29 protein-coding genes are annotated in these 22,315 nt (G+C 67.1%); 14 read left to right on the plus strand and 15 right to left on the minus strand.

Annotated elements, in window-relative coordinates; genetic code table 11:
• Window positions 1–3 precede the first annotated feature (3 nt).
• Window positions 4–804 carry a phosphonoacetaldehyde hydrolase gene (gene phnX / locus BSP_RS00050; RefSeq protein ID WP_152948858.1) on the minus strand — a complete coding sequence of 267 codons (801 nt, stop codon included), beginning with the start codon at window positions 802–804 and terminating at the stop codon, window positions 4–6.
• Between the two features lie 2 nt (window positions 805–806).
• On the minus strand, window positions 807–1,934 hold the full coding sequence (locus BSP_RS00055; protein ID WP_152948859.1) for a TIGR03364 family FAD-dependent oxidoreductase: 1,128 nt from the start codon (window positions 1,932–1,934) through the stop codon (window positions 807–809).
• Between the two features lie 71 nt (window positions 1,935–2,005).
• Here BSP_RS00055 and BSP_RS00060 point away from each other — a divergent pair, with 71 nt between their 5' ends.
• Both BSP_RS00060 and BSP_RS00065 read left to right on the plus strand, forming a co-directional pair.
• Window positions 2,006–3,292: a DUF5690 family protein gene (locus BSP_RS00060; protein WP_152951001.1), complete on the plus strand. Its 1,287-nt coding sequence runs from the start codon at window positions 2,006–2,008 to the stop codon at window positions 3,290–3,292.
• Between the two features lie 278 nt (window positions 3,293–3,570).
• Window positions 3,571–5,067, plus strand: coding sequence for a DEAD/DEAH box helicase (locus BSP_RS00065; protein WP_054766722.1), 1,497 nt, complete (start codon window positions 3,571–3,573; stop codon window positions 5,065–5,067).
• A gap of 102 nt (window positions 5,068–5,169) precedes the next feature.
• On the opposite strand, the gene BSP_RS00070 is transcribed toward BSP_RS00065, so the two are convergent.
• Window positions 5,170–6,522 carry an OmpP1/FadL family transporter gene (locus BSP_RS00070; RefSeq protein WP_227975998.1) on the minus strand — a complete coding sequence of 451 codons (1,353 nt, stop codon included), beginning with the start codon at window positions 6,520–6,522 and terminating at the stop codon, window positions 5,170–5,172.
• A gap of 329 nt (window positions 6,523–6,851) precedes the next feature.
• On the opposite strand from BSP_RS00070, the gene map reads away from it, so the two are divergent.
• From map to BSP_RS00115, 9 genes are all read left to right on the plus strand, one after another.
• Window positions 6,852–7,670 carry a type I methionyl aminopeptidase gene (map, locus tag BSP_RS00075; protein WP_152948861.1) on the plus strand — a complete coding sequence of 273 codons (819 nt, stop codon included), beginning with the start codon at window positions 6,852–6,854 and terminating at the stop codon, window positions 7,668–7,670.
• 249 nt (window positions 7,671–7,919) lie between these two features.
• The gene (locus BSP_RS00080) at window positions 7,920–8,249 is read left to right on the plus strand and encodes a hypothetical protein (protein WP_054763880.1); all 330 of its coding nucleotides are present in this window, start codon (window positions 7,920–7,922) and stop codon (window positions 8,247–8,249) included.
• Complete coding sequence (gene radC, locus BSP_RS00085; protein WP_152948862.1) at window positions 8,249–8,995, plus strand: DNA repair protein RadC; 747 nt, start codon at window positions 8,249–8,251, stop codon at window positions 8,993–8,995. The genes BSP_RS00080 and radC overlap by 1 nt, the downstream gene beginning before the upstream one ends.
• Window positions 8,995–9,999, plus strand: a complete 1,005-nt coding sequence (locus BSP_RS00090; protein WP_152948863.1) for a N(4)-(beta-N-acetylglucosaminyl)-L-asparaginase — start codon at window positions 8,995–8,997, stop codon at window positions 9,997–9,999. Before radC ends, BSP_RS00090 begins: the two co-directional genes overlap by 1 nt.
• Window positions 9,996–10,586 carry a GNAT family N-acetyltransferase gene (locus tag BSP_RS00095; RefSeq protein ID WP_152948864.1) on the plus strand — a complete coding sequence of 197 codons (591 nt, stop codon included), beginning with the start codon at window positions 9,996–9,998 and terminating at the stop codon, window positions 10,584–10,586. The genes BSP_RS00090 and BSP_RS00095 overlap by 4 nt, the downstream gene beginning before the upstream one ends.
• A 43-nt stretch (window positions 10,587–10,629) precedes the next feature.
• Window positions 10,630–10,872: a BolA/IbaG family iron-sulfur metabolism protein gene (locus BSP_RS00100; RefSeq protein WP_054763938.1), complete on the plus strand. Its 243-nt coding sequence runs from the start codon at window positions 10,630–10,632 to the stop codon at window positions 10,870–10,872.
• A 4-nt stretch (window positions 10,873–10,876) separates the two neighbouring features.
• Complete coding sequence (locus BSP_RS00105; protein WP_152948865.1) at window positions 10,877–11,764, plus strand: oxidoreductase; 888 nt, start codon at window positions 10,877–10,879, stop codon at window positions 11,762–11,764.
• Window positions 11,765–11,853: 89 nt separating this feature from the next.
• Window positions 11,854–12,216, plus strand: coding sequence for a Grx4 family monothiol glutaredoxin (grxD, locus tag BSP_RS00110; protein ID WP_054763940.1), 363 nt, complete (start codon window positions 11,854–11,856; stop codon window positions 12,214–12,216).
• Window positions 12,216–12,671 (plus strand): thioesterase family protein, encoded by a 456-nt coding sequence (locus BSP_RS00115; protein ID WP_152948866.1) that lies wholly within the window; start codon window positions 12,216–12,218, stop codon window positions 12,669–12,671. The genes grxD and BSP_RS00115 overlap by 1 nt, the downstream gene beginning before the upstream one ends.
• On the opposite strand, the gene BSP_RS00120 is transcribed toward BSP_RS00115, so the two are convergent.
• On the minus strand, window positions 12,655–13,035 hold the full coding sequence (locus BSP_RS00120) for a hypothetical protein (RefSeq protein WP_152948867.1): 381 nt from the start codon (window positions 13,033–13,035) through the stop codon (window positions 12,655–12,657). The genes BSP_RS00115 and BSP_RS00120 overlap by 17 nt on opposite strands.
• 269 nt (window positions 13,036–13,304) lie before the next feature.
• On the opposite strand from BSP_RS00120, the gene BSP_RS00125 reads away from it, so the two are divergent.
• Window positions 13,305–14,402, plus strand: coding sequence for an NADH:flavin oxidoreductase/NADH oxidase (locus BSP_RS00125; RefSeq protein ID WP_152948868.1), 1,098 nt, complete (start codon window positions 13,305–13,307; stop codon window positions 14,400–14,402).
• A gap of 7 nt (window positions 14,403–14,409) precedes the next feature.
• On the opposite strand, the gene BSP_RS00130 is transcribed toward BSP_RS00125, so the two are convergent.
• Window positions 14,410–14,778, minus strand: coding sequence for a hypothetical protein (locus BSP_RS00130; RefSeq protein WP_182714204.1), 369 nt, complete (start codon window positions 14,776–14,778; stop codon window positions 14,410–14,412).
• A 207-nt stretch (window positions 14,779–14,985) separates the two neighbouring features.
• A complete protein-coding gene (rpsD, locus tag BSP_RS00135) occupies window positions 14,986–15,603 on the minus strand; it encodes a 30S ribosomal protein S4 (protein WP_054763944.1) in 618 nt (205 codons plus the stop codon).
• A 247-nt stretch (window positions 15,604–15,850) separates the two neighbouring features.
• Between rpsD and BSP_RS00140 the strand changes: the two genes are divergently transcribed.
• Entirely contained in the window at window positions 15,851–16,066 is a 216-nt protein-coding gene (locus tag BSP_RS00140; RefSeq protein ID WP_054763945.1) for a hypothetical protein, read from the plus strand.
• Window positions 16,067–16,126: 60 nt separating this feature from the next.
• On the opposite strand, the gene BSP_RS00145 is transcribed toward BSP_RS00140, so the two are convergent.
• The 9 genes from BSP_RS00145 to BSP_RS00180 all read right to left on the minus strand — a co-directional run bounded on the left by BSP_RS00145 (window position 16,127) and on the right by BSP_RS00180 (window position 21,731).
• On the minus strand, window positions 16,127–16,744 hold the full coding sequence (locus tag BSP_RS00145) for a superoxide dismutase (RefSeq protein WP_152948870.1): 618 nt from the start codon (window positions 16,742–16,744) through the stop codon (window positions 16,127–16,129).
• Window positions 16,745–16,852: 108 nt separating this feature from the next.
• A complete protein-coding gene (locus BSP_RS00150; protein WP_152948871.1) occupies window positions 16,853–17,077 on the minus strand; it encodes a hypothetical protein in 225 nt (74 codons plus the stop codon).
• Between the two features lie 15 nt (window positions 17,078–17,092).
• Window positions 17,093–18,058, minus strand: a complete 966-nt coding sequence (locus BSP_RS00155; RefSeq protein ID WP_152948872.1) for a DUF4350 domain-containing protein — start codon at window positions 18,056–18,058, stop codon at window positions 17,093–17,095.
• A 4-nt stretch (window positions 18,059–18,062) separates the two neighbouring features.
• Window positions 18,063–18,902, minus strand: a complete 840-nt coding sequence (fghA, locus tag BSP_RS00160) for an S-formylglutathione hydrolase (RefSeq protein ID WP_152948873.1) — start codon at window positions 18,900–18,902, stop codon at window positions 18,063–18,065.
• Window positions 18,899–19,321 carry a type II toxin-antitoxin system VapC family toxin gene (locus tag BSP_RS16150; protein WP_183215147.1) on the minus strand — a complete coding sequence of 141 codons (423 nt, stop codon included), beginning with the start codon at window positions 19,319–19,321 and terminating at the stop codon, window positions 18,899–18,901. Before BSP_RS16150 ends, fghA begins: the two co-directional genes overlap by 4 nt.
• Complete coding sequence (locus BSP_RS16155) at window positions 19,318–19,545, minus strand: hypothetical protein (RefSeq protein WP_183215148.1); 228 nt, start codon at window positions 19,543–19,545, stop codon at window positions 19,318–19,320. Before BSP_RS16155 ends, BSP_RS16150 begins: the two co-directional genes overlap by 4 nt.
• Before the next feature lie 51 nt (window positions 19,546–19,596).
• Complete coding sequence (locus BSP_RS00170) at window positions 19,597–19,980, minus strand: VOC family protein (RefSeq protein ID WP_152948875.1); 384 nt, start codon at window positions 19,978–19,980, stop codon at window positions 19,597–19,599.
• Window positions 19,981–19,983: 3 nt separating this feature from the next.
• A complete protein-coding gene (locus tag BSP_RS00175) occupies window positions 19,984–20,625 on the minus strand; it encodes a DUF2185 domain-containing protein (RefSeq protein WP_152948876.1) in 642 nt (213 codons plus the stop codon).
• Entirely contained in the window at window positions 20,625–21,731 is a 1,107-nt protein-coding gene (locus BSP_RS00180) for an S-(hydroxymethyl)glutathione dehydrogenase/class III alcohol dehydrogenase (RefSeq protein WP_152948877.1), read from the minus strand. Before BSP_RS00180 ends, BSP_RS00175 begins: the two co-directional genes overlap by 1 nt.
• Before the next feature lie 167 nt (window positions 21,732–21,898).
• Here BSP_RS00180 and BSP_RS00185 point away from each other — a divergent pair, with 167 nt between their 5' ends.
• Window positions 21,899–22,300, plus strand: a complete 402-nt coding sequence (locus tag BSP_RS00185; protein WP_152948878.1) for a hypothetical protein — start codon at window positions 21,899–21,901, stop codon at window positions 22,298–22,300.
• Window positions 22,301–22,315: the final 15 nt, after the last annotated feature.

Consider the following 22,315-nt stretch of genomic DNA (forward strand, 5'->3'; position numbering starts at 1 on the left):
CGATCAGGCCCTCCGCGCCGCCTCGGCCTCCAGGGCCGGGATCAGATCCGCCACCGTGTCGATGACCCGGTCGGCGCCCGCCTTCAGCAGACGATCGGCGGCTGCGGCCAGCCGGGCCGACCGTTCGTCCGCATCCAGCTCGGCCAGGGCCTGGGCCGTCAGCCCCGTCAGATTGCCGGACGCGGCGACCCCGATGGTGAAACAGCCGGCGTTGCGCCCCTCGGCGATCCCCACCTCGGCGTCATCCACCTTGACCACGCGCGACAGGGGCCAGACGCCCAGATCGGCGCAGGCCTTGTAGATCATCAGGGGCGACGGCCGTCCCTGAGGCGTCTCATGGGCGCAGACCACCAGGTCGGGGGCGTAACCCTGGTCGGCCGCACGGGGCAGGACCGCCTGCATCATCTCGCGCGTATAGCCGGTGCAGGAGGCGATCTTCAGACCCTCGCCCCGCAGCCGGGCCACGACCTCGGCGGCGCCGGGGATCAGGTCCGCCGTTTCCTGGGCCAGGCGGATCATCGGCTGCTGGAGTTCGCCCATGACCCGTTCGACCGCCGCCGTATCGGGCGCCGCGCCGTGCGCCGCCCGCCAGGCCTCATTGACGCGGGGCTGTTCGAACAGGGCCCGCACGTGATCGGCCTTGGCCCGGCCCATGTCGCGGCGCGCCTCGTCCTCCGTCACGGGCGTGTCCAAGGCGGCGAAGGCCTCCATCAGGGCCAGAACAGGGGCCCGGCTGCCGAAATCGACCATGGTGCCGGCCCAGTCGAAAACGACCATGTCGAAACTGTCGCGGATGGGGGTCATGGTCACGTCTCCTGAAACAGGTCTGCAATCACCTCTTCGCCGAAGGCGAAGCCGGTGGAGGCGCCGTTGCCGGCGGTGATGAGGGCCAGGCGCACGGCCGGGTGCGGCGCCGCGATCAGATCGGCCTGGGGGCCTCGGGCGTAGGTTCCGGTCCAGCGCTGGAGCACCGGCGGGGCGGGCTGGCCGGTGGCGGCGCGCCATTCGTCCAGGATCAGCTGATCGACCGCCTCGCTGGCGAAGGGGTCCGGCGTGGCCGCGTCATGGTGGCTGTCGCCCATGACCAGGGCGCCGTCGGCGTCCTGGACCGCGATCAGATGGACCCCGTTCGTCAGGGCCTGGCCCTGCTCCGCCTCCAGCCGCGCGCGCAGGGCGGCCGCCTCCGGCAGGGCGGCGTAACCGCCGTAGCGCACCAGGCCCAGGTCCGACATGACCGGAGCGGGCAGATCAAAGCCGGGCGAGGCCAGCCGCATCATCTGAAGCTTGCACCGGGTCACGCCCGCCTGGGCCATTTGATCGGGGAACAGGCTGACCAGGTCGTCGCCGGGACAGACCACCATCCGCTCGGCCTCCACCACGCCCCGACTGGTGACGAGGCGCGGCGGCTCGACGGTCTGGACGGCGGTCTGTCGCCGAAACGCGACGCCGAAGCGATCCGCCAGCCAGGCGGCCAGACGCGGGATGGCGATGCGGGAATCCACGCGCAGCTCGTGGGGGCTCCACAGGGCGGCGACAGTCTGGGGGCCGATGATCTGCGGCGCGCGCGCCCGCGCCTCCTCCCCCGACATCAATCGACACCCTTCGCCCATTTCGGTGGCCGTGAAGGCCTCCAGCACGGCCGCAGCCTCGGGCCGGCGCACGGGCAGCCACAGCCCGCGTTGCAGGACCGGCACGTCCGCCTCGCGCGCCGCCTCATCCCAGATGGCGCGGCTGCGGTGGGCGCGGCTCCAGACCTTCCCCCGCGGCTGGCCCGTGACGGTGACGAAGCCGAAATTGCGGATCGAGGCGCCGTTGGCCTGGGCGTCGCGGTCGATCACCACGACCGACAGACCCCGCCGCGCGGCCGCCAGGGCGCAGGCCAGGCCGACGATCCCCGCGCCCACCACAGCGACGTCGTAGCGTCTCTCCGTCATCCTCGTCCTCGTCATCCAAGCGTCGCAGCAGTGGTCTAGACCACGCGAGTGCAACGGGATGATGTCAAATGATGAAACGGATGCGGTCGTGGCTGGCCCAGGCGAATCCTGTCGTCTTCGTCCTGTTCGCGGGTCTGGCGGGTTTCTGCGCCTATTTTTCCATGTACGCCTTCCGCAAACCCTTTACGGCGGCGACCTTCGACGTCGTGCCCGGATGGGACTTCGCCCTGGACTATAAGATCGCCCTGGTGATCGCCCAGGTCGCCGGCTACGCCCTGTCCAAGCTGATCGGGGTCAAGGTGATCGCCGAAATGCGGGCCGAACGCCGCGCCCTGGCCATCGTGCTGCTGATCGGGGCGTCCTGGCTCGCCCTGGTGCTGTTCGCGGTGACGCCGGCGCCGTGGAACGTCGCCGCCCTGTTCCTGAACGGCCTGCCCTTGGGCCTGATCTGGGGCCTGGTGTTCGGCTTCATGGAGGGGCGGCGCACCAGCGAGGTGCTGGGCGCCATATTGTGCGCCAGCTTCATCCTGTCTTCCGGCGTTGTGAAATCGGTCGGCAAGGCCCTGATGGAGCATCAGCACGTCAGCCCCTTCTGGATGCCGGCGGCCGTCGGGGTGGTCTTCATGCCCCTGCTGGCCGTTTCGGTTTTGGCCCTGGCCGCCCTGCCCCCGCCCAGTCCCGCCGATGAGGCCGAGCGGGTCGCCCGCCGCCCGATGATGGCGGGGGAGCGGGCCGCCTTTCTGGCGCGCCACTGGCCGGTGCTGGTCCTGCTGATCGCCGCCTATGTGCTGCTGACGGCCTTCCGAGACCTGCGCGACAACTTCGCCGCCGAGATCTGGCGGGCCCTGGGCTATGGCGACGCCGCCTCGGTCTTCACCGCCAGCGAAGGCCCGGTCGCGGTCCTGTCTCTGGTCGCCATGGGCGTTCTGATCGCGGTCAAGAACAACGGCCGCGCCCTCCTGCTCATGCATGGGGTCATACTGGCCGGTTTCGCACTATTGGGCCTGTCCACCCTGGCCTTCCAGCATGGTTTGATGTCGCCGATCGCCTGGATGATCGCGGGCGGCGCGGGGCTTTATCTGGCCTACACCCCCTTCAACGCCATGCTGTTCGACCGGATGATCGCCTATTCCGGCACAGTCGCCACCGCCGGCTTTCTGATCTACTTGGCCGACGCCACCGGCTATCTGGGCAGTGTGGCCCTGCTGCTGTTCAAGAACTTCGCCGTCGTGGACCTGCCCTGGCTGCCCTTCTTCACCGGCGCCGCCTATGCGACCAGCCTTGCGGGCCTGGTGCTGGTGGGGGGCTCGGCCCTGCTGTTTCTGCGCGGACGGCGGGACGGCGTGTCTTCAACTTGACTTTCGCGGCCGAAGCGCCCATTTGCGCTGCATCGCACAATCGCGATCTCCGGCGTCTCCAGCGCGTGTGGGTCCCCTTTCGGACCTGACTGTAGCAGCCGCCGGCTCCTCATAGTCATTCGCTGCCCGGACACGCGGGGCGGCGCCCGATCCACCCCGCAGGCCTCGTCTTTGAGGCTCCGTCGGGACTGGCGGTGCGCGGCCCGACGGCGTCATGCCATGGCCGATGCGCGTCGCCGCACGCGAAAGAAACTGCCGTGAGCATCACCTTCGAATCCATGGGCCTCAATAAGGCCCTCCTCCAGGCCCTGGCCTCGACCGGCTACGTCAAGCCCACTCCGATCCAGGAAAAGGCCATCCCCGACGTCATGGCCGGCAAGGACCTCTTGGGCATCGCCCAGACGGGCACCGGCAAGACGGCGGCCTTCGCCCTGCCGATCCTGCATCGGCTGGCCGAGAACCGCACCCCGCCTGTGCCCCGCACCACCCGCGCCCTGATCCTGAGCCCCACTCGCGAACTGGCCACCCAGATCGGCGACAGTTTCAAGGCCTATGGCGCGCATCTCGGCTTCCGCGTCGCCGTGATCTTCGGCGGCGTGAAGTACGGCGCCCAGGAACGCGCCCTGCAACAGGGTCTGGACATCCTGGTCGCGGCGCCCGGCCGTCTGCTGGACCATATCCAGCAAAAGACGCTGGACCTGTCCTCGACCGAGATCTTCGTTCTGGACGAGGCTGACCAGATGCTGGACCTCGGCTTCATCAAGCCGATCCGTCAGATCGTCAGCCGCATGCCGGCGCGCCGTCAGAACCTGTTCTTCTCGGCCACCATGCCGACCGAAATCGGCAAACTGGCGGGCGAACTGCTGAAGGATCCGGTCAAGGTCCAGGTCACGCCGCAATCGACCACGGTCCAGCGCATCGCCCAGTCGGTGGTTTATATCGAACAGGGCAAGAAGCGCGCCCTGCTGACCGAGATGTTCAGCGATCCCGAGTACAAGCGCTGCCTGGTCTTCACCAAGACCAAGCACGGCGCCGACAAGGTCGCGGCCTATCTGGAAGCCGGCGGGGTCGAGGCCGGCGCCATCCACGGCAACAAGTCCCAGCCCCAGCGTGAACGCACCCTGGAAGCCTTCAAGAAGGGCAAGCTGCGGGTGCTGGTCGCCACCGACATCGCCGCGCGCGGCATCGACGTGGACGGCGTCTCCCACGTGGTGAACTTCGAACTGCCGCACGTGCCGGAATCCTATGTCCACCGCATCGGCCGCACCGCGCGGGCGGGCAAGGACGGCACCGCCGTCAGCTTCGTCGCCGGCGACGAGATGAAGCTGCTGCGCGACATCGAAAAGGTCACGCGCCAGAAGATCCCGGTTGCGGACCGCCGCAACGACAAACAGCTGGCGGCCCTGGACGCCTCCATCATGGCCGCCGGCGTGGCCAAGAAGGCGACTCTGCCCGAACGCGAAGGCGGCGAGCGTCACGAAGGCGGTCATGGCCAGGGACGGGGCGGCCGGGGTCGTCGCAATCCCCACCGCGACGGCGTGCGTCCGGAAGGCGGCGGCCAGCCCCACCGCCAGCGCCGCAACCGCCCCGGCGGCGAGGCGGCCGCTCCCCGTCCGGAAAAGACCTACAACCCCCTGGCCGGTGAAAAGACGACCCCGCGCGAACCGCGTCCGTCCGATGCGCGCCAGCACGAGCCCCGTCCGGTCGGCGAGATGAAGCGCCGCCCCCGTCGCCGCCCCTCCAACGGCGGCAAGGGCTACGCCGCCAAGGGGTGATTCTCACCGCCTTCCCCCCGCCTGCGGGAGAGGGTCTGGAAAGAAAAACGGCGGCGCCTTTGCAGGCGCCGCCGTTGTCATGTCAGCCGGGGCTGAACCGACTTAGAAGTTCCAGGTCGCGCCCAGCGAGAAGCCGACGCCCGAACCCTTGGCCTCGCCCCGCAGGTTCGAGATGACCAGGCCGTTGTTGTACAGGTCGCGCGTGTCGTTGATCGTGGCCGTGTCGATGTCGATATAGGTCACGGCGCCGTCGAAGGTCATCGAACCGACCGTCTTGGACAGGCCGGCGGCGTACAGCCAGCGGTCGCCGTCGGGGATGCGGGCGGTGCGGTGATCGTCCGGCGTCGGGGTCGGGTCATAGCCCAGGCCGGCGCGGACCGTCATGGTCGGATCAATCTTGTAGTCGAAGCCGATCGCGCCGGTGGTGACGTCGTCATAGTCCTGAACGATGGTCGAGGATCCCGTGGCGCCGTAAGCGACGCGGATGGCGTCGAACTCGCTCCAGCCGATCTGATTGACCTGGGCGTTCAGGGTCAGGCGGTCATTGACGGCGTAGCGGGCCGAGACGGTGGCGAACCAGGGGGTGGTGAAACTGGCGACGCCGTCAGCCGAGACGTTGGCGGGAGCCAGGACGCCGGTCAGGCCCGAGATGTTCACCGTGCCGTCCAGCTCGTGCTCGATCTTGGAGCGATACGACAGACCCAGGTCCAGCTTGCCGAAATGCATCTGGGCGCCGGCGTTCCAGCCGTAGTTCCAGCCGTCGCCTTCCAGCTGGTTGCGGCCGTCGGTCGACGGCGAGACGACATAGGCGGGCGACAGAACGGCCGGGATCGGCGCGTTCGGCAGGGCCGAGGACAGGGTGGCCTTGGCGAACTGAGCGTCGAAGCCGGCGCCGATGTCCAGCCAGTCGGTGACCGTCATGGCGGCGACCAGGCTGACGTTGGCCGAGCGCAGTTCCGACGTCAGGGCGTCGTAACGGGCGAAGTCCGTCGGCTCGTACTTGGTGGTGAAGTTGTACGGCGCCTGGACGGCCAGGCCGACGTTGAAGCGGTCGCCGATCGGCATGGAGACGGCGAAGTTCGGCACGATGCCGCTTTCGACCACCTCTTGGACGTGCGGGTCGCCGTTGACCGGATAGGTGCGGCTGACGACGCCGACGCCGGCGACCGGCACATTGTAGGTCAGGGTCGAGCCGGTGTTGTCGACGTCGGAATCCAGGACCAGGCCGTGCATGCCGACATAGAGTTCACGCTGGGTTCCGGCGATGGCGGCCGGGTTCCACCACAGCGACTGGACGCCCTTGTCGGCGCCGACGCCGGCGTTGGCGCGGCCCTGGGCGCGGGTCGATTGTTCCTGGACGTAGAAGGAGCCGGCCATGGCCGGAGCGGCGACGCCGGCCAGCAGGGCGGTCGTCAGCGCAATGCCGCCCACGCGGGCGAAATTCCTGGGAGTCATAAAAGCCATTCCTATAGTTCAGCCCCCGCCATTTAAGCGGCGGTGGGTATTCGGGGAGGTCGATCGCACGGCAGCGCTTTCGTCAGGAAAACGTTGCATGCGTGGCGGGTCTCCGCCCGGAAACGGGCGAAACTGTGTCTGAAAAAGCCCACATGATCACACCGGCGAGAGGTTACGCCGGGGCAGGTTCATTCGGATGAACGCCAGTGTCGCGCAATACACAGTCATTCTTTCCGCAACGGAAGGAATCCCTGACCGCCCCACATTCGCCTTGCGTATCCGTGATAGGATCGCCATCTGAAGCCGCTTCCGTCGCCGAATAGAGCCCCATGTACGAAACGCCCGAACTGGAAACCGACGCCCTGGTCCGCTCCAGCGCCATCCGCATCCATCAGGCGGAGGATTTCGAAGGCATGCGCAAGGCCGGTCGTCTGGTCGCCGAGGCTCTGGACATGATCGCCGCCCATGTGAAACCGGGCGTGACGACAGGCGCGATCGACGACCTGATCCGCGAATTCACCCTGGACCACGGGGGGCTGCCCGCCTGCCTGGGCTACAAGGGCTATGAGAAGACCGTCTGCACCTCGATCAACCACGTCGTCTGCCACGGCATCCCCGGCGACAAGGTTCTGAAAGAGGGCGACATCGTCAACATCGACCACACCGTCATCGTCGACGGCTGGCACGGCGATTCCAGCCGCATGTATGCGGTGGGCGAGATCAATGCACGAGCCAGGAAGCTGATCGACGTCACCTATCAGTCGCTGGAGCTGGGCCTGGAGCAGGTCAAGCCGGGCAATACGTTCGGCGACATCGGCTTCGCCATCCAGAAGTTCGTCGAGGCCCAGCGGATGAGCGTGGTGCGCGACTTCTGCGGCCACGGCATCGGCCGCGTCTTCCACGACAGCCCCAACGTCCTGCACTATGGCAGGAAGGGCGAGGGCGCCGTGCTGAAGGCCGGCATGTTCTTCACCGTCGAGCCGATGGTGAACCTGGGCAAACCCCATGTGAAGGTCCTGTCCGACGGCTGGACCGCCGTGACCCGCGACAAGTCCCTGTCGGCCCAGTGCGAACACACCATCGGGGTGACGGAAGACGGGCTGGAAATCTTCACCGCCTCTCCGGCAGGACTGTTCCGCCCGAACTGAGCGGGCGAGAGCCACGCCGCCTGCGCACAGGCTCTATCCTCTTCGATGTCGTGACGCTAGGTTGCCGCCGCACAACCGAAGAGCACGACGATGAAGACGCCTTACGCCGCCGCCGGCTTGTTTCTTCTAACGCTCGGTTGCGCTTCGGCCGACAGGTCTGAGGTCGAGCGAGACCGACCCGCCGACGATCGCCAGACGGCTGCTCGGCGATGCGTTCCTTTGGAGACAAAGGCTTGGTTCAGCTGTTGGGTGTCCGCCTCGAACGCCCCGCTGACCCATTGCGTCGCCTACGCTGAGGACGACCCCGCCTGCGGGCTGAAGGCGCGGGGGGGCGCCTATCTGAGCCGCGGGGCGCCGAGCGACCATGCGGGCGCCGCAGATTGGTCGGGCGGCTGGATGCTCATCCCTGTTTTTGCGGATGAAGAGGGCCGCGTCGGAATGGCGGCCACGCGGATGGATGGAACACGCTATCTGAGCCATCACGACCAGTCGCCGCCCCCGACGGACGCGCCCCTTCCCCCGCGGTGGCCGCGTTGGCCTGCGGGGCTGGAGTTCGGCCCCGAGCAGACCAAGCCCTGATGTCGGAGACGGACGAAGCGGCCGGGGCGCCGGGCCGAACCAAGTCGTCGCCGCGCCACAGCGGTCATCGCGACCGGCTGCGCGAGCGGGCCGCCAAGGGTGGTCTGGGCGCCCTGCCCGACTATGAGCTGCTGGAACTGCTGCTGTTCCGCAGCGTGCCCTATAAGGACACCAAGCCGCTGGCCAAGGATCTGCTGGCCCGGTTCGGCGGGCTGGAAGGCATCGGCGCCGCCAGCCACGAGGCGGTCGAGGATCAGGTGGCGCGTTCCCTGGGCTATGCGCCCGGCAAGGCGACGCGGGCGGTGGCGCTGGACCTTCAGCTGATCTTCGACGTGACGCGGCGGATCGCGCGCGAGCCGACGGCGAAACGGCCCGTCATCTCGTCCTGGAGCGCCCTTCTGGCCTATGTGCGCGTGGCCTTGCAGCACGAGCCGCGCGAGCAGTTCCGCGTCCTCTACCTGGACAAGAAGAACCAGCTGATCCTGGATGAGGTCCAGAACAGGGGCACGGTGGATCACGCGCCGGTCTATCCGCGCGAAGTGGTGCGTCGCGCCCTGGAGCTGTCGGCCAGCGCCCTGATTCTGGTGCACAACCACCCTTCCGGCGACCCGACGCCCAGCCGCGCCGACATCGAGATCACCAAACAGGTTGTGCAGGCCGGCCGCGCCCTTAATGTCGAGGTTCACGACCATCTGGTCGTCGGCCGCGACGGGGTGGCCAGCTTCAAACAATTGGGTCTGATGTGATGATCAATCTGTCGCGCCGCAGCCTGATCGCCGCGTCCGGACTCGCCGCTGCGGGGGCCGCAGCCGCTGGATCGGCCTTGGCCGAAGCGGCGCCCGTCGTCATGGCCTCGACCTGGGACTTCGGCGCGGCGGCCAACGCCGAAGGCTGGAGGGTGCGCCAGAGCGGCGGCTCGGCCCTGGACATGGTCGAGGCGGCGGCCCGCGTGCCCGAGGCGGACCCGACCAACGCCTCGGTCGGCCTGGGCGGCTATCCGGACAGGGACGGCCATGTGACCCTGGACGCCGTGATCATGGACGACGCCGGCGGTCTGGGCGCCGTCTGCGCCCTTGAGGACGTGGTTCACGCCGTCTCGGTCGCGCGCCGGGTGATGGAGAAGACCCCCCACGTCATCCTGGTCGGCGCCGGCGCGCGGGACTTCGCCCTGTCGGAAGGCTTTGAGACGACGAATTTGCTGACGCCCCAGGCCGAGGCCGCCTGGCGCGAATGGCTGAAGACCGCCCGCTACGCCCCGCGCGCCAACAGCGAGAATGACGACTGGCGCCGGGCGGGCGCCGGCGGGGTTCTGGATCATGACACCATCGGCGTGCTGGGCCGCGACGCGACCGGCCGCATGGCCGGGGCCTGCACCACCTCCGGCATGGCGTTCAAGATGCGCGGCCGCGTGGGCGACAGTCCGATCGTGGGCGCCGGCCTGTTCGTGGACGGCGAGGTCGGCGCCGCCACGGCGACCGGGGTGGGTGAAGAGGTGCTGCGGGTCTGCGGCGCCCACGCCGTGGTCGAGGCCATGCGTCACGGAATGGACCCCGCGACCGCCTGTCGGCAGACGATCGAACGGATCGCCCGGCTGCGGGGGCGGGCCGTCGCTGAGGCCCAGGTCGGGCTTCTGGCCCTGACCAAGGCGGGGCGCGTCGGGGCCTTCGCCCTTCAGCCCGGCTTCACCTACGCCGTCACACGCGCCGACGGGGGGACCGAAATCTTGAACGCCGAAAGCCTGTTCGGATGAACCGGCCGACCCTGACCACCGAGCGGCTGGTGCTGACGCCGGTCGATCTGGCCGACCTTGAGGACCTGCAAGCCCTCTGGGCCGATGCGGACTTTACGCGCCACATCACCGGCCGTCCCATGACCACCGAGGAGGTCTGGTTCCGCCTGCTGCGCGACCTGGGCCAATGGGGCGTAAGGGGCTACGGCAGTTGGACGATCCGCCTGGTCGAAGGCGGCGCCTATGTGGGCAATGTCTCGATCCTGGATCATCGACGGCTGATCGATCCGCCGATCGACGATCCGGAACTGGGCTGGGGCCTGGCGCCCGCCTTCCAGGGACGGGGCTTTGCGAAAGAGGCCCTGGAGGCGGCCCTGGCCTGGGCCGACGCCCATCTGAGAGCGGCGCGGACCCTGTGCATGATTTCGCCCGACAATCTGGCCTCCGTTCGCCTGGCCGAGCGGGTCGGCTACCGCCCCTATCGGCGCACCACCTATAGGGACGAGCCGGTTCAGCTGTTCGAACGACCCCGGGGTGCGACTGGGCGCGAACTGAGCGCGAACTGGGCGCAGGCTGACCGAACCGGCCCCGCCGTAGTCCGTCGTTAAGGTTTATGGGGCAGTCTGACGCGACCAGATCGAAGGCCCGCCCATGCCCATGTCCGTCGAAACCCTGCGTCGGCATCTGATCGACGCCTTTCCCGACGCGGAAATCGCCATCGAAGACCTCGCCGGGGACGGCGATCATTATCGCGCCCGCATCGTTTCCAACGCCTTTGCGGGCCTGGCGCGCGTGCGCCAGCATCAGTTGGTCTACGCCGCCCTGAAGGGACAGATGGGCGGCGCCCTGCACGCCCTGGCCCTGGAAACCTCAGCCCCGTCCGACAAGGGGTGATCGGATGCGCTATCGTCCCTTCGGCGCCTCGGGCGCGGCGATTTCCAATCTGACGCTCAGCCTCGGCCCCGACTGCCTGGCGCGGGGACGCGAAGCGGCGCTGGACCTGCTCTACTCGGCGCTTGAGGCGGGCATCAACGCCTATCGACTGGAGACCGCCGATTCCGTTCTGGCCGAGATTCTGGGCGAAGCCCTGTCCCACGTGGACCGCAAACTGGTGTGCGTGGCCCTGACCCTGGGCGCCGACCGCGACTTTTCGGCCGAAGCCATGACCGCCGCCCTGGATCGCGTGCTGCACTTCTCGCGACTGGGGTGGATCGACATCGCCATCCTGCAGGAACCGGGGGAACACGAACTGTCGCAACAGGCGCTGAACGCTCTGAAGGCGGCGCGCGCGGCCGACCGCGTCAAACTGCTGGGCGTGGCGGGTTCGGGCGACGTCATGGACGCCTATATCTCCACCGGCGCCTTCGACGTCCTGGCGACGCCGTTCGACATCAATGCTGACTGGAAGCGACGCAACCGCCTGCGCGCCGCACGCGAACAGGACATGGCCGTCATCGCCTATGACTTCTACACCGACCGTCGCGCCAGGCCGCGCGGCCCAGAGACCGTCGCCAAAAAGGGCCTGTTCGGTCTGGGCGCGCCCAAGCCGCCGCAACGTTCTGGCGGACCGGACGCCTTCGGCTTTCTGTATCGCACCCCCGGCTGGTCGGCCGAGTCCATCTGCCTGGGCTATGTGCTGACTGAGACGACGATCTCAAGCGTCATCGTGCGCGCCACCGACCCCGACCATCTGCGGATCTTGGCCGAGACGCCCGAGCGCGATCTGCCCCCGTCCCTGGCCGCCCAGATCGAAATGGGTCGCGTCGCCGCCTCGGCCGCGGCCTGACTGAGCGCGTCAGAACCGCGTCGGTTCGCCGCGCCTTGACCCGGCGGTCCCCTCTCCCTAGCTGACGGTCTTCGCGAAAGGCTTCTCCCGTGACCGACACCGTTTCCGCCGACCCCGTCCACGCCTTCATCAGCGACACCGTGAGCCAGCACGACGTCGTCCTGTTCATGAAGGGCACGCCGGACCAGCCGCGCTGCGGCTTCTCGTCCCTGGCGGTGCAGATTCTCGACCATGTGGGCGCGCCCTTCGTCGGCGTCGACGTCTTGCAGGACGAGGCCCTGCGCGAAGGCGTCAAGACCTTCACCGACTGGCCGACCATTCCGCAGCTTTATGTGAAGGGCGAATTCGTCGGCGGCTCGGACATCGTGCGCGAGATGTTCCAGGCCGGCGAGCTTCAGGCCCTGATGGCCGAAAAGGGCGTGGCCCTGGACGGGGGCGCGGGCGAGGCCTGATGGCGCGTCCAGCCCTGACGCCGCGCGAGGACCGGGAGGTCTTCGTCGTCCCGCTGGAGGTCCGGCCCGACCATATCGACGCCAACGGCCATGTGAACAATGTGGTCTATGTCGGCTGGCTTCAGGACGTCGGCACGGCCCATTGGAACGCCCGGTTCGACGAAGCGACGCGGGCCCACTGGTCCTGGGTCGCCCTGCGGCACGAGATCGACTATCTGCGCGCCATAGAGCCGAACGCGACCGGCGTCATGGCCCGTACCTGGGTCGGCGATCCCCAGGGGCCGCGGTTCAACCGCTATGTCCGGATCGAGGACGGCCAGGGCCGGCTGTGCGCTCAGGGCGTGTCCGAATGGTGCCTGGTGGACGCCGCCACCTTGAGGCCGCACCGCATCCCCCCGCCGATGGTCGCCGTCTTTTCGACGACGACCGAGGCGACGGCTATTTCAGCGGATTGACGATGCGGGCCGGGGTTCCCGGCTCCAGACCCAGTTCGGCATAGGTCCAGCGCAGTTCGACCCCGTCGGGAACCAGGGCCTTGCACAGGTCCTGTTTGGTCCGGCGCAGGGTGATTTCGGTCGGATCATTGTCGGCGATCGACACTTCGAAATCCGACGCCTGGGTGCAGCCGTTGGAATCGACCCGCGCCACCAGGGCGCCGTCGGCGAAGCGGGCTTCGCGGATGGCCTCCGCCGGAGGCCCGTCCCTGCGCGAGACGTTGACCGAGACATTCTCGCCGGCTTCGCTGTCATAGATGACGCAGCCGGCCAGCAGCGGCGCGGCCAGGGCGCCGACCGCCAGGATACGCAGCCCCCGCATCATTGGTCGGACGCCGGGGTAGTGATGACCCGGGTGGTCGGCTTTTCGGTCGAAACGATGATGCAGCCCGACAGCAGCGGGGCGGCGATGGCGATGGCGAGAGCGAGGCGAAGCATTGGTGTTCCCCAGTTGAAGCTTGAGCCTTTTGTGACGCGCTCACCGCCGCCACACACGTGAATTTTCGGCAAGCCAGGTGAACAATCGGAAAGGTCGGGCTTGATCCGCTTCGAAACAGACATAGTTGCAGTCGCCGCCCACCGGACCTGCCCGCCATGAGCCGCCTCTTCTCGCCCCACGCCCTCGGCCCCCTGACCCTGCGCAATCGCATCGTCGTGGCGCCCATGTGCCAGTATTCCGCGATCGACGGCGCGCCCCAGCCCTGGCACCACCAGCACATCGGCCGGCTGGCCCTGTCCGGCGCCGGCCTAGTCATCATCGAGGCGACGGGCGTCACGCCCGAGGGCCGCATCACCCCGGACGACGTCGGCCTGTGGAACGACGAACAGGCCCAGGCCTTCGCCGACATCCTTCGCGGCGTGCGGACCTATTGCGACACTCCGATTGGGATTCAGCTGGGCCATGCGGGACGCAAGGCCTCGACCGCCGCGCCGTGGAAGGGGGGCGGCCCTCTGGCGGCCGAGGACGGAGCCTGGACCACCTACGGCCCCTCGGCCCTGCCCTTCCGCGAGGATTGGCATACCCCGTTGGAGATGACCGAGGCCGACATGAACCATGTGGTCGCCGCCTTCGAGGCGGCGGCGCGCCGGGCGGACCAGGCAGGCTTCGACCTGGTCGAACTGCACGCCGCCCACGGCTATCTGCTGAGCGAATTCCTGTCGCCCCTGTCGAACCGCCGCACCGACGCCTACGGCGGCTCGGCCGAGAACCGGGCGCGCTTTCCCCTGCGCGTCGCAAAGGCCTTGCGCGAGGCCTGGCCTCGGACCAAGGCCGTGGGCGCGCGCTTCAACGGTTCGGACTGGGTCGAGGGCGGCGTGGCGCTGGAGGAGGCCGTCGCCTTCGGCCAGGCGCTGCACGGCTTGGGTTACGACTATCTGCACCTGTCCTCGGGCGGCAACGTCCCCCGCGCCCCGATCCCCGGCGACCAGCCCGGCTATCAGGTCCGCTTCGCCGAGGCGGTCAAACAGGCGGCGCCCCAGGCCAGCGTCATGGCCGTGGGCATGATCTTCGATCCCCACCAGGCCGAGGCGATCGTCGCCTCGGGACAGGCCGATCTGATCGCGGTGGCCCGCGCCGTGCTCGACGATCCCAACTGGGCCCATCACGCCGCCGTCGCCCTGGGTCAGGACGAAGGTCTGCCGCCCCAGTACGAACGCGCCGGCAAGGCCCACTGGCCCGGATACGGCCGCTGAGGGCCGATCAGGTCTGGGGCAGCTGATAGGGATTGTTGACGCTGACGGGCGAGCCGGGCGCCAGCCCCAACTCTTCGAACGACCATTTCAGCTCGACGCCGCGGATCGAAGGCTTGTCGCAGGTGTCCTCGTCGATCCGGCGCAGGGTGATGATCGCATCCCCGCCCTTGATGCTGACGATGGGGATCAGATCCTCCTTGCGGGTGCAGCCGTTGGAGCTGACCCAGAAGACCGCCTGGTCCTTGGTGAAGGCCGCTGCATGGATCGGCTCCAGGGCGCCGGGCATGCCGACGGTCGAGACGGTGGGCCCGTCCAGACCGCCCGCACAGGCGGCCAAGCTCGCCGATGCGGCGGCGATCAAAGCCAAGCGTTTCATGATGGAGTCGTGCAACGGACGACCTCCCCTGCCTCAAAGCCTGAACCGGCCGAGAATGCGCCTGTTCGCTCCTTGAGGGAACAGCATAAAGACGAAGGGCCCCGGACGAATCCGAGGCCCTCAACTGAACACTTCAAAGGGACGACCAAGGGGCTCAAGTAGCCCGAAGGGCGATAGCCCCCTTGAAGAAAGCTTCGTAAGCTCCGCTTACGAAGCGTAGTATTCGACGACCAGGTTCGGTTCCATCTTGACGGCGTAGGGCACGTCCGACAGTTCCGGCACGCGGACGTAGCGGACGGCGAACGAACGGTCCGACAGTTCCAGATAGTCCGGCACGTCGCGTTCCGACGACTGCTGGGCTTCCAGCACCAGGGCCATGTTGCGCGACTTTTCCTTCACCGAGACGACGTCGTCGGGCTTCACGCGATAGGAGCCGATGTCGACCTTCTTGCCGTTGACCAGGACGTGGCCGTGGCTGACGAACTGGCGGGCGGCCCAGACCGTGGGCACGAACTTGGCGCGATAGACGATGGCGTCCAGGCGCGATTCCAGCAGGCCGATCAGGTTTTCCGAGGTGTTGCCCTTGCGGCGAGCAGCCTCGTCATAGGTCTTGGCGAACTGCTTCTCGGTGATGTTGCCGTAGTAGCCCTTCAGCTTCTGCTTGGCCTTCAGTTGCAGGCCGAAGTCAGAGACCTTGGACTTGCGGCGTTGGCCGTGCTGACCGGGACCGTAGGAACGCTTGTTGACCGGAGACTTGGCGCGACCCCACAGGTTTTCACCCATGGCGCGGTCGATCTTGTATTTGGCGCTGTGGCGCTTGGACATTCTATTCTCTTTTCGACGATGCGGCCCGGCGTCCCCTGAATTGGGGATGCGATCTCAACGGCGGTCCACGCATCTTCCGTCATGAATCCCGCCTGCGGCGAACCGAGGCGTGGAAGGCGGCGCTTATGGCCATGCAGACTGTCGGAGTCAAGTCAGACAGGCCGTTAAGCACGATGGCGGGGAACCAAGCCGGGCCTCGCTTCTTTCCTGTTCCGACGCAGACCGCCGAGGAGAAGGGAGGATTGAAATGCGAACCGACGCCCCGCGCTTTCAGGCCGGCCTGTCCGACCGCGGGTTCGAGACGCTGAAGCGCCGACTGGTTGATCTGGTCGAGCCGCTCAGCGACCACCAGCTGCTGGATCTGGCCGACGGCATCCACGACCTGCTGCGCCAGCGCCGCACCGTGCGCCGCCATCACGCCGAGCGGATGAACGACCGGCTGCGCGACGGCCTGCCCATCTGACGAGAACACCCGCCGGAGGTCTCTCCGGCGGGTGTTCGTTCGGCTTGCCTAAGCCCGCCGTTATTGGGCGACCGCGGCGGCGTACAGTTCGTTGACCTTATTCCAGTTCACCACCGTCCAGAACGACTTCAGATAGTCGGCGCGGCGGTTCTGGTATTTCAGATAATAGGCGTGTTCCCAGACGTCGGCGCCCAGAACGACCTCGCCCCGCTCCTCGACCACATCCATCAGCGGATTGTCCTGGTTCGGGGTGGAGGTGATCTTCAGCTTGCCGTTCTGCACGATCAGCCAGGCCCAGCCCGAGCCGAACTGGGCGGCGCCGGCGGCGTTGAAGTCTTCCTTGAACTTGTCCATGCCGCCCAGGTCGCGGTCGATGGCGGCGGCCAGCTCGGCCGAGGGTTCGCCCGTCTGACCCGCCGGGGCCAGCAGTTCCCAGAACAGGCTGTGGTTCCAGTGACCGCCGCCGTTGTTGCGCACGGCCTTGGGCGCGGTCGAGATGCTGGTGAAGATCTCTTCCAGAGTCTTGTTCTGAAGCGAGGCGTCGGCGTCGACCGCCTTGTTCAGATTGTCGACATAGGTCTGATGGTGCTTGTCATGGTGGAAGGTCATCGTCTCCTTGTCGATGGCCGGCTCCAGCGCGTCATAGGCATAGGGCAGCGGGGGCAGGGTGAAGGCCATGGGGAGTTTCCTCTCGCGACAGATTTCCGATACGCCTCATCTAGGCGCCCGTTCGTGAAACCCAAGCGACGACGCCTGGATTCGTTCCGACTTATCGGCCGGGAACGGTCAAGCTGGCAAGTTGGACTTCAGACAGTCGCGCACCGCCCGCTTCAGATCGCCCGGCGCATTGGGCTCGTCCACCCCTTCCGCAGCGAGGACCGCCCGCACGGCGGCGTCCAGCCCGCCCGGCAGGGCGGCGATCACGCGCTTTTGCCCCTTCTCATGCAGGCAAAAGCCCACCTCGCGGCACAGGGCGGAAAACATCGGCTCATAGGGATCGGGGGCGTTCATCCCGTCCCCTTAACATCAGGGGATCAGACGGGACAGCCAGTGCGCCAGGTTCAGCGCAAACTGCTGATCGTCGTGCCCTTCGGTGTTGAGGCCGAACCGAACCGGCGCGCGGTCCGGCTGGTCGGGAAAACGAATGATCTGGGCGGTCAACATCGCCGCCTCGCCCAGCACCACCACCCGCCCCCGTCCAAAGGAGAAGGCCAGACCCTGGGCGGGTAACGCCGGTCGCGTGTGCCCGCTGAATAGGGTTTCGGCCCGCTCGCCTCGGGCCAGGCCCTCCCGAACGGCTTGCAAGGCCTCTCTGTCGGTCGCCTCCAGAGCGTCCGCGCTCATCGCCATCAAGATGGTGGAGCCGGCGGGGCCCTCCAGCGACTGGCCCGTGAAGGTCTTCACGACACGGACGCGCTCGGCTTCATTTCGCCCGGCGATGATGGGATGATCGCCCAGGGCCTGAGACGGAAAGGTCAGGTTGGCGGTCAGATCGTCGCCTATCCGCTGAAAGGCGTAGCCCTTGCCCATTTTGACGCCGAACCGCTCCGCCAGGGCCTCCGCCGCCGAACCGTGGGGCGCATGATCGGCGACCAGCAGCAGCGAGCCGCCCTGGCTGACCCAGTTGGCCGCCGCTTCGATTTCGCCGGGATCGAAGGCTGAAATGCGAGATCCGTCTTTGGGAGCGGCGGGATTGACGACCACCAGCACCGCGACGTCCCGCAGCGCGCCGGCCTCGTCCAGACGCCCGCGCCCCGCCTCCACCCGATAGCCGTCGGCGCGCAGCAGGGCGGCGAAACCCGCATAGCGTCCCTCGATCGTCTGAAGGCTGCCGTGCCCCTGATCAATGCGGATCAACGGCCCCGCCTCGGCATAGGCGGGAACGACGCCCTGGGGCCTCCAATCCAGATCGCCGGACTGCTCTTGCGCCGCCGACGCCCCGGCCGAAAGGCACAAGGCCAAGCCGGCAAACAGCGTCAGCCGAAGGCTCATGATTCTAGCCCCTCAACCGCGCGGCGTGGAAGGCGACGTGGTCGGCGATGAAGCTGGTCATGAAGAAGTAGGAGTGGTCATAGCCGGGCTGCAGCCGCAGGGTCAGGCCCTGGCCTGAGGCCTCGGCGGCCGCGCGCAGCAGTTCGGGCTTCAGCTGGTCGGTCAGGAAGCTGTCGGCGCCGCCCTGGTCCACCAGTATGTCGTCATAGACACCACGCGCGGCGCCGGCCTCGATCAGCCTGGCGGCGTCGTGACGGTCCCATTCGGCCCGGTCCTCGCCCAGATAGGCGGTGAAGGCCTTTTCGCCCCAGGGGCAGCGCGTCGGCGAACAGATGGGGGCGAAGGCGGAGACCGAACGGAACAGGTCCGGATGGCGCAGCGCCAGGGTCAGGGCGCCGTGGCCGCCCATGGAATGGCCGCTGATCGACCGGACGCCGGTGGTCGGGAACTCCGCGTCGATCAGGGCGATCAGTTCGTCCGTGACATAGGTTTCCATGCGGAAATGCGGCGCCCAGGGGTCCTGGGTCGCATCGACGTAGAAGCCCGCCCCCTGGCCCAGGTCATAGGCTGGGTCGTCGGCGACGCCTTCCCCGCGCGGGCTGGTGTCGGGCGCCACGATGATGAGGCCGTGCTCGGCGGCGGCCCGGTAGGCGCCGGCCTTGGTGGTGAAATTATCCTCGGTGCAGGTCAGGCCCGACAGCCAGATCAAGACCGGGAAGGGCCCCTCCCCGCCCGGAACGAAGACCGACAGGGTCATGGGCGTGCCCGTGGCCGCGCTGTCGTGTTTCAGATAGCGGAGCGTGCCGCCATGGACGATGTGGGTCTTGGTGGTTTGGAGGGTCATGCGACGCTTTCCGGCAGGCTCAGGAGACGAACATCCATGTCATTGACGGCGCCCAGTTTGCGAGCGAGCTTGCCATCGGCGGTGATGAGCGCCAGCCCCTGCCGTCGCGCCGTCACGGCATAAAGGCAGTCGATCATGGAATGGTTGAGGTCGCAGGCTAAGGTGAAGGCTTCCGAAATCAGCGCTCGGTGATCGGTCAGATCGACGACCTGCCGAATGATGGACAAATTCTCTGTCGCGGACGACGCCTGCAATTCGCCACGAACGACATAGCGACGAAAGACATTGGCCGCTTCCATCAGCATCAGGTCCGGCGCAACGGCCGGGCCGTGTATTTGGCGCGCCTCGATCGCGGCGTCAGCCAGCGGATCGTCGATGAACCATTTGACGACGACGCTGGCGTCGAAGACAGCGCTCACAGATCGCGGTCTTCGCGGATCAGAGCCGTGGAGTCGAGCGCTGAGCCTCGCGTTTGCTCGCGGGATCGTCGAGAAGCCGCCTCGAACCGCGCCTCGACGTCCATGGCCTCGCGCGCGGCCATGTCCCTGAACTTCTGCTCCAGGGAAATGTTCTCCGCCTTCGCCATCATCTTGAGACGGGCGACGATGCGGTCGTCGAGATCGCGAACCAGGACCTGAGCCATAAGTCATGATAGCATAGCGCTATCACGACGCCAACGCCTCACCCAGGCCGTTCAGCCGACCCGGTGCACAGCGCAAATCTTGTTGCCCGACGGATCGCGCAGATAAGCCAGATACAGTTTGCCGAACGTCCCCTGGCGCAGGCCGGGCGGGTCTTCGATCGCGGTTCCGCCGGCCTCCACGCCCGCGGCGTGGAAGGCGTCGGCCGCCGCCTTATCCTTGGCCGCAAAGCCGATGGTGCCGCCGTTGGCGTGACAGGCCGGTTCGCCGTCGATCGGCTTGCCCACGGCGAAGGCCCCATGGGCCGTGCGCCACCAGTAGCGGCCCTTCGGATCAGGCCCCTGAGCGGCGTCGACGCCCAGCGCGCCGAGCGCGGCGTCATAGAAGCGGCGCGACGCCTCGACATCGTTGGCGCCGACAGTGACGTGGGTGAACATGGGCTATTCCTTTTCCTCAACCCAGATGTTGTTTTCGAAATCTCGGAGAAACGCCGATCCAGCAGGGGCGTCTATCAGGTGCAGCCAACTATCATCCTTGTTCAAGACAGCACCCAAGGCCACACATTCTACAGTCGCCTGCTCTGCTTCGAGCGCCGAAAGGCCGGAGGTGGTGGCTCGAATACGCCAGCCGCTGTCGTGAAAGGCGCTGTCTGAAGTGTTGTCCGCATCCTCTCGATAGATGAACTCGATACGGCGCGCCCCATTCAAGACCGCCCCGTCGACCAGACATCTCTCCCAATATTCGCGTGACCCGACCGTTTGCGCCCTGTCATCTGAGAAAATGAGGTCAACGACCGCTGGTCGCGGAATTTGGATGACCCTGCCTTTTTCAAGATTCGGCATATCGCGCGGATCGGACTCCAACCGCGCTTCGAAGGCTTCATCCGATACGCTCGTGATCACGAACCAAAGACGCTCCGCGTCCCATTGGGCGCTTTCGGGAATCGACTTGACCGTCGCCTTAATGAAGTCACCGTCCTTAAGCGCAGCAACATCCAAAGGATTGGGCAGGAAAAACGTATAAGGCGCGGATGCAGCGATCGGCCTGGGATCTACGATCCGATAGTCCGCGCCCTCCCACATCAGAACACCACCACCGACCGGATGCTCTCGCCCGCATGCATCAGGTCGAAGGCTTCGTTGATGCGATCCAGCGGCAGGGTGTGGGTGATCATCGGATCAATCTCGATCTTGCCGTCCATGTACCAGTCGACGATCTTGGGCGTATCGGTGCGGCCGCGCGCCCCGCCGAAGGCGGAGCCGCGCCAGACCCGGCCGGTGACCAGCTGGAACGGGCGGGTGGCGATCTCCTTGCCCGCCTCGGCCACGCCGATGATGATGCTCTCGCCCCAGCCGCGGTGGCAGGCTTCCAGCGCCTGGCGCATGACCACGGTGTTGCCGGTGCAGTCGAAGGTGTAGTCGGCGCCGCCGCCAGTCAGTTCGACCAGATGGGCGACCACGTCGGAGACCTCTTTCGTATTGACGAAATGGGTCATGCCGAAGCGACGGCCCCACTCTTCCTTGTCGGGGTTGATGTCCACGCCCACGATCATGTCGGCGCCCACCATCTTCAGCCCCTGGATGACGTTCAGGCCGATGCCGCCCAGGCCGAAGACCACGGCGTTGGCGCCCGGCTCGACCTTGGCCGTATTGACCACGGCGCCGACGCCGGTGGTCACGCCGCAGCCGACGTAGCAGGCCTTGTCGAAGGGGGCGTCCTTGCGGATCTTCGCCACCGCGATCTCGGGCAGGACGGTGTAGTTGGAGAAGGTCGAACAGCCCATATAGTGGGCGATGGCCTGGCCCTTGTAGCTGAAGCGGCTGGTCCCGTCGGGCATCAGACCCTTGCCCTGGGTGGCGCGGATCGAGGTGCACAGGTTGGTCTTGCGCGACAGGCACGACTTACACTGGCGGCACTCGGGCGTGTACAGCGGGATGACGTGGTCGCCGACGGCGACCGAGGTCACGCCCGGCCCCACCTCGACCACCACGCCCGCGCCTTCGTGCCCCAGGATCGAGGGGAAGATGCCCTCGCTGTCCAGACCGTCCAGCGTATAGGCGTCGGTGTGGCAGATCCCCGTCGCCTTGATCTCGATCAGCACCTCGCCGGCGCGCGGCCCTTCCAGATCAACCTCGACGATCTCGAGCGGCTTCTTGGCTTCGAAGGCGACGGCGGCGCGGGTTTTCATGGCGGGGACTCCTTGGTTTGCGCCTGTGTGTCACGAGCCAAGCCGACAAGGCAAATCTTGCCTCAGACACGGTCTTGAACAAGTCCGGATCATGCGCGCCTCGCACACGATGTGCTTGCGCATTGGACGCGCCCTAATAGTATGAACCCGCAACGGAGAAGCGCTTCATGCTGGCTTGGTTCCTCGCCGCCGCCCTGACTTTGGGCGATCTTTCGCCAGCCGCCGAGGCGGCGCTTCGTCCCCTGACCGAGGCCATTGCGAGCGCACGCGCCAAGCAGACGGCCTTGCCCGACAATCCCACGCCTCGCGAAAAGCTGGAGCTGGCGCTGGCCCTCGATCAGGAACCGCTGATGGCGATGCACAGCGTCGATCTCTCGGGCCTTTCAGAGGCGGATCGACGCGCCGCCCGTGCGGAGGCCGAAGCGCGGCTCGATGCCGTCAGTGCGGAGACCGTCGCCACCGTTCTGTCGCTGGTTCCGCCTGAAGGCTGGTTCTCCAACGCCATCTACGGCCAGGATGCGGCGACAGGCGCCTTTCTGGTCATCCAGCACGCCGATACGGACTTGTAAAAGCGGTTTCTTCCG

This window comes from Brevundimonas sp. Bb-A, from assembly GCF_009394735.1.
Taxonomy (GTDB): Bacteria; Pseudomonadota; Alphaproteobacteria; order Caulobacterales; family Caulobacteraceae; genus Brevundimonas; species Brevundimonas aurantiaca.

Excerpts from the sequence above, each read along its gene's own strand:
- BSP_RS00070 (WP_227975998.1), bottom strand. The coding sequence starts at position 6,522 with ATGACTCCCAGGAATTTCGCCCGCGTGGGCGGCATTGCGCTGACGACC.
- BSP_RS00125 (WP_152948868.1), top strand. The coding sequence starts at position 13,305 with ATGAGCCGCCTCTTCTCGCCCCACGCCCTCGGCCCCCTGACCCTGCGC.
- BSP_RS00155 (WP_152948872.1), bottom strand. The coding sequence starts at position 18,058 with ATGAGCCTTCGGCTGACGCTGTTTGCCGGCTTGGCCTTGTGCCTTTCG.
- BSP_RS00185 (WP_152948878.1), top strand. The coding sequence starts at position 21,899 with ATGCTGGCTTGGTTCCTCGCCGCCGCCCTGACTTTGGGCGATCTTTCG.
- BSP_RS00180 (WP_152948877.1), bottom strand. The coding sequence starts at position 21,731 with ATGAAAACCCGCGCCGCCGTCGCCTTCGAAGCCAAGAAGCCGCTCGAG.
- radC (WP_152948862.1), top strand. The coding sequence starts at position 8,249 with ATGTCGGAGACGGACGAAGCGGCCGGGGCGCCGGGCCGAACCAAGTCG.
- BSP_RS00170 (WP_152948875.1), bottom strand. The coding sequence starts at position 19,980 with ATGTTCACCCACGTCACTGTCGGCGCCAACGATGTCGAGGCGTCGCGC.
- phnX (WP_152948858.1), bottom strand. The coding sequence starts at position 804 with ATGACCCCCATCCGCGACAGTTTCGACATGGTCGTTTTCGACTGGGCC.
- BSP_RS16155 (WP_183215148.1), bottom strand. The coding sequence starts at position 19,545 with ATGGCTCAGGTCCTGGTTCGCGATCTCGACGACCGCATCGTCGCCCGT.
- rpsD (WP_054763944.1), bottom strand. The coding sequence starts at position 15,603 with ATGTCCAAGCGCCACAGCGCCAAATACAAGATCGACCGCGCCATGGGT.
- BSP_RS00065 (WP_054766722.1), top strand. The coding sequence starts at position 3,571 with ATGGGCCTCAATAAGGCCCTCCTCCAGGCCCTGGCCTCGACCGGCTAC.
- BSP_RS00140 (WP_054763945.1), top strand. The coding sequence starts at position 15,851 with ATGCGAACCGACGCCCCGCGCTTTCAGGCCGGCCTGTCCGACCGCGGG.
- map (WP_152948861.1), top strand. The coding sequence starts at position 6,852 with ATGTACGAAACGCCCGAACTGGAAACCGACGCCCTGGTCCGCTCCAGC.
- BSP_RS00055 (WP_152948859.1), bottom strand. The coding sequence starts at position 1,934 with ATGACGGAGAGACGCTACGACGTCGCTGTGGTGGGCGCGGGGATCGTC.
- BSP_RS00130 (WP_182714204.1), bottom strand. The coding sequence starts at position 14,778 with ATGAAACGCTTGGCTTTGATCGCCGCCGCATCGGCGAGCTTGGCCGCC.
- fghA (WP_152948873.1), bottom strand. The coding sequence starts at position 18,902 with ATGACCCTCCAAACCACCAAGACCCACATCGTCCATGGCGGCACGCTC.
- BSP_RS00095 (WP_152948864.1), top strand. The coding sequence starts at position 9,996 with ATGAACCGGCCGACCCTGACCACCGAGCGGCTGGTGCTGACGCCGGTC.
- BSP_RS00120 (WP_152948867.1), bottom strand. The coding sequence starts at position 13,035 with ATGATGCGGGGGCTGCGTATCCTGGCGGTCGGCGCCCTGGCCGCGCCG.
- BSP_RS00150 (WP_152948871.1), bottom strand. The coding sequence starts at position 17,077 with ATGAACGCCCCCGATCCCTATGAGCCGATGTTTTCCGCCCTGTGCCGC.
- BSP_RS00175 (WP_152948876.1), bottom strand. The coding sequence starts at position 20,625 with ATGTGGGAGGGCGCGGACTATCGGATCGTAGATCCCAGGCCGATCGCT.
- BSP_RS00100 (WP_054763938.1), top strand. The coding sequence starts at position 10,630 with ATGCCCATGTCCGTCGAAACCCTGCGTCGGCATCTGATCGACGCCTTT.
- BSP_RS00105 (WP_152948865.1), top strand. The coding sequence starts at position 10,877 with ATGCGCTATCGTCCCTTCGGCGCCTCGGGCGCGGCGATTTCCAATCTG.
- BSP_RS00115 (WP_152948866.1), top strand. The coding sequence starts at position 12,216 with ATGGCGCGTCCAGCCCTGACGCCGCGCGAGGACCGGGAGGTCTTCGTC.
- BSP_RS00145 (WP_152948870.1), bottom strand. The coding sequence starts at position 16,744 with ATGGCCTTCACCCTGCCCCCGCTGCCCTATGCCTATGACGCGCTGGAG.
- BSP_RS00090 (WP_152948863.1), top strand. The coding sequence starts at position 8,995 with ATGATCAATCTGTCGCGCCGCAGCCTGATCGCCGCGTCCGGACTCGCC.
- BSP_RS00060 (WP_152951001.1), top strand. The coding sequence starts at position 2,006 with ATGAAACGGATGCGGTCGTGGCTGGCCCAGGCGAATCCTGTCGTCTTC.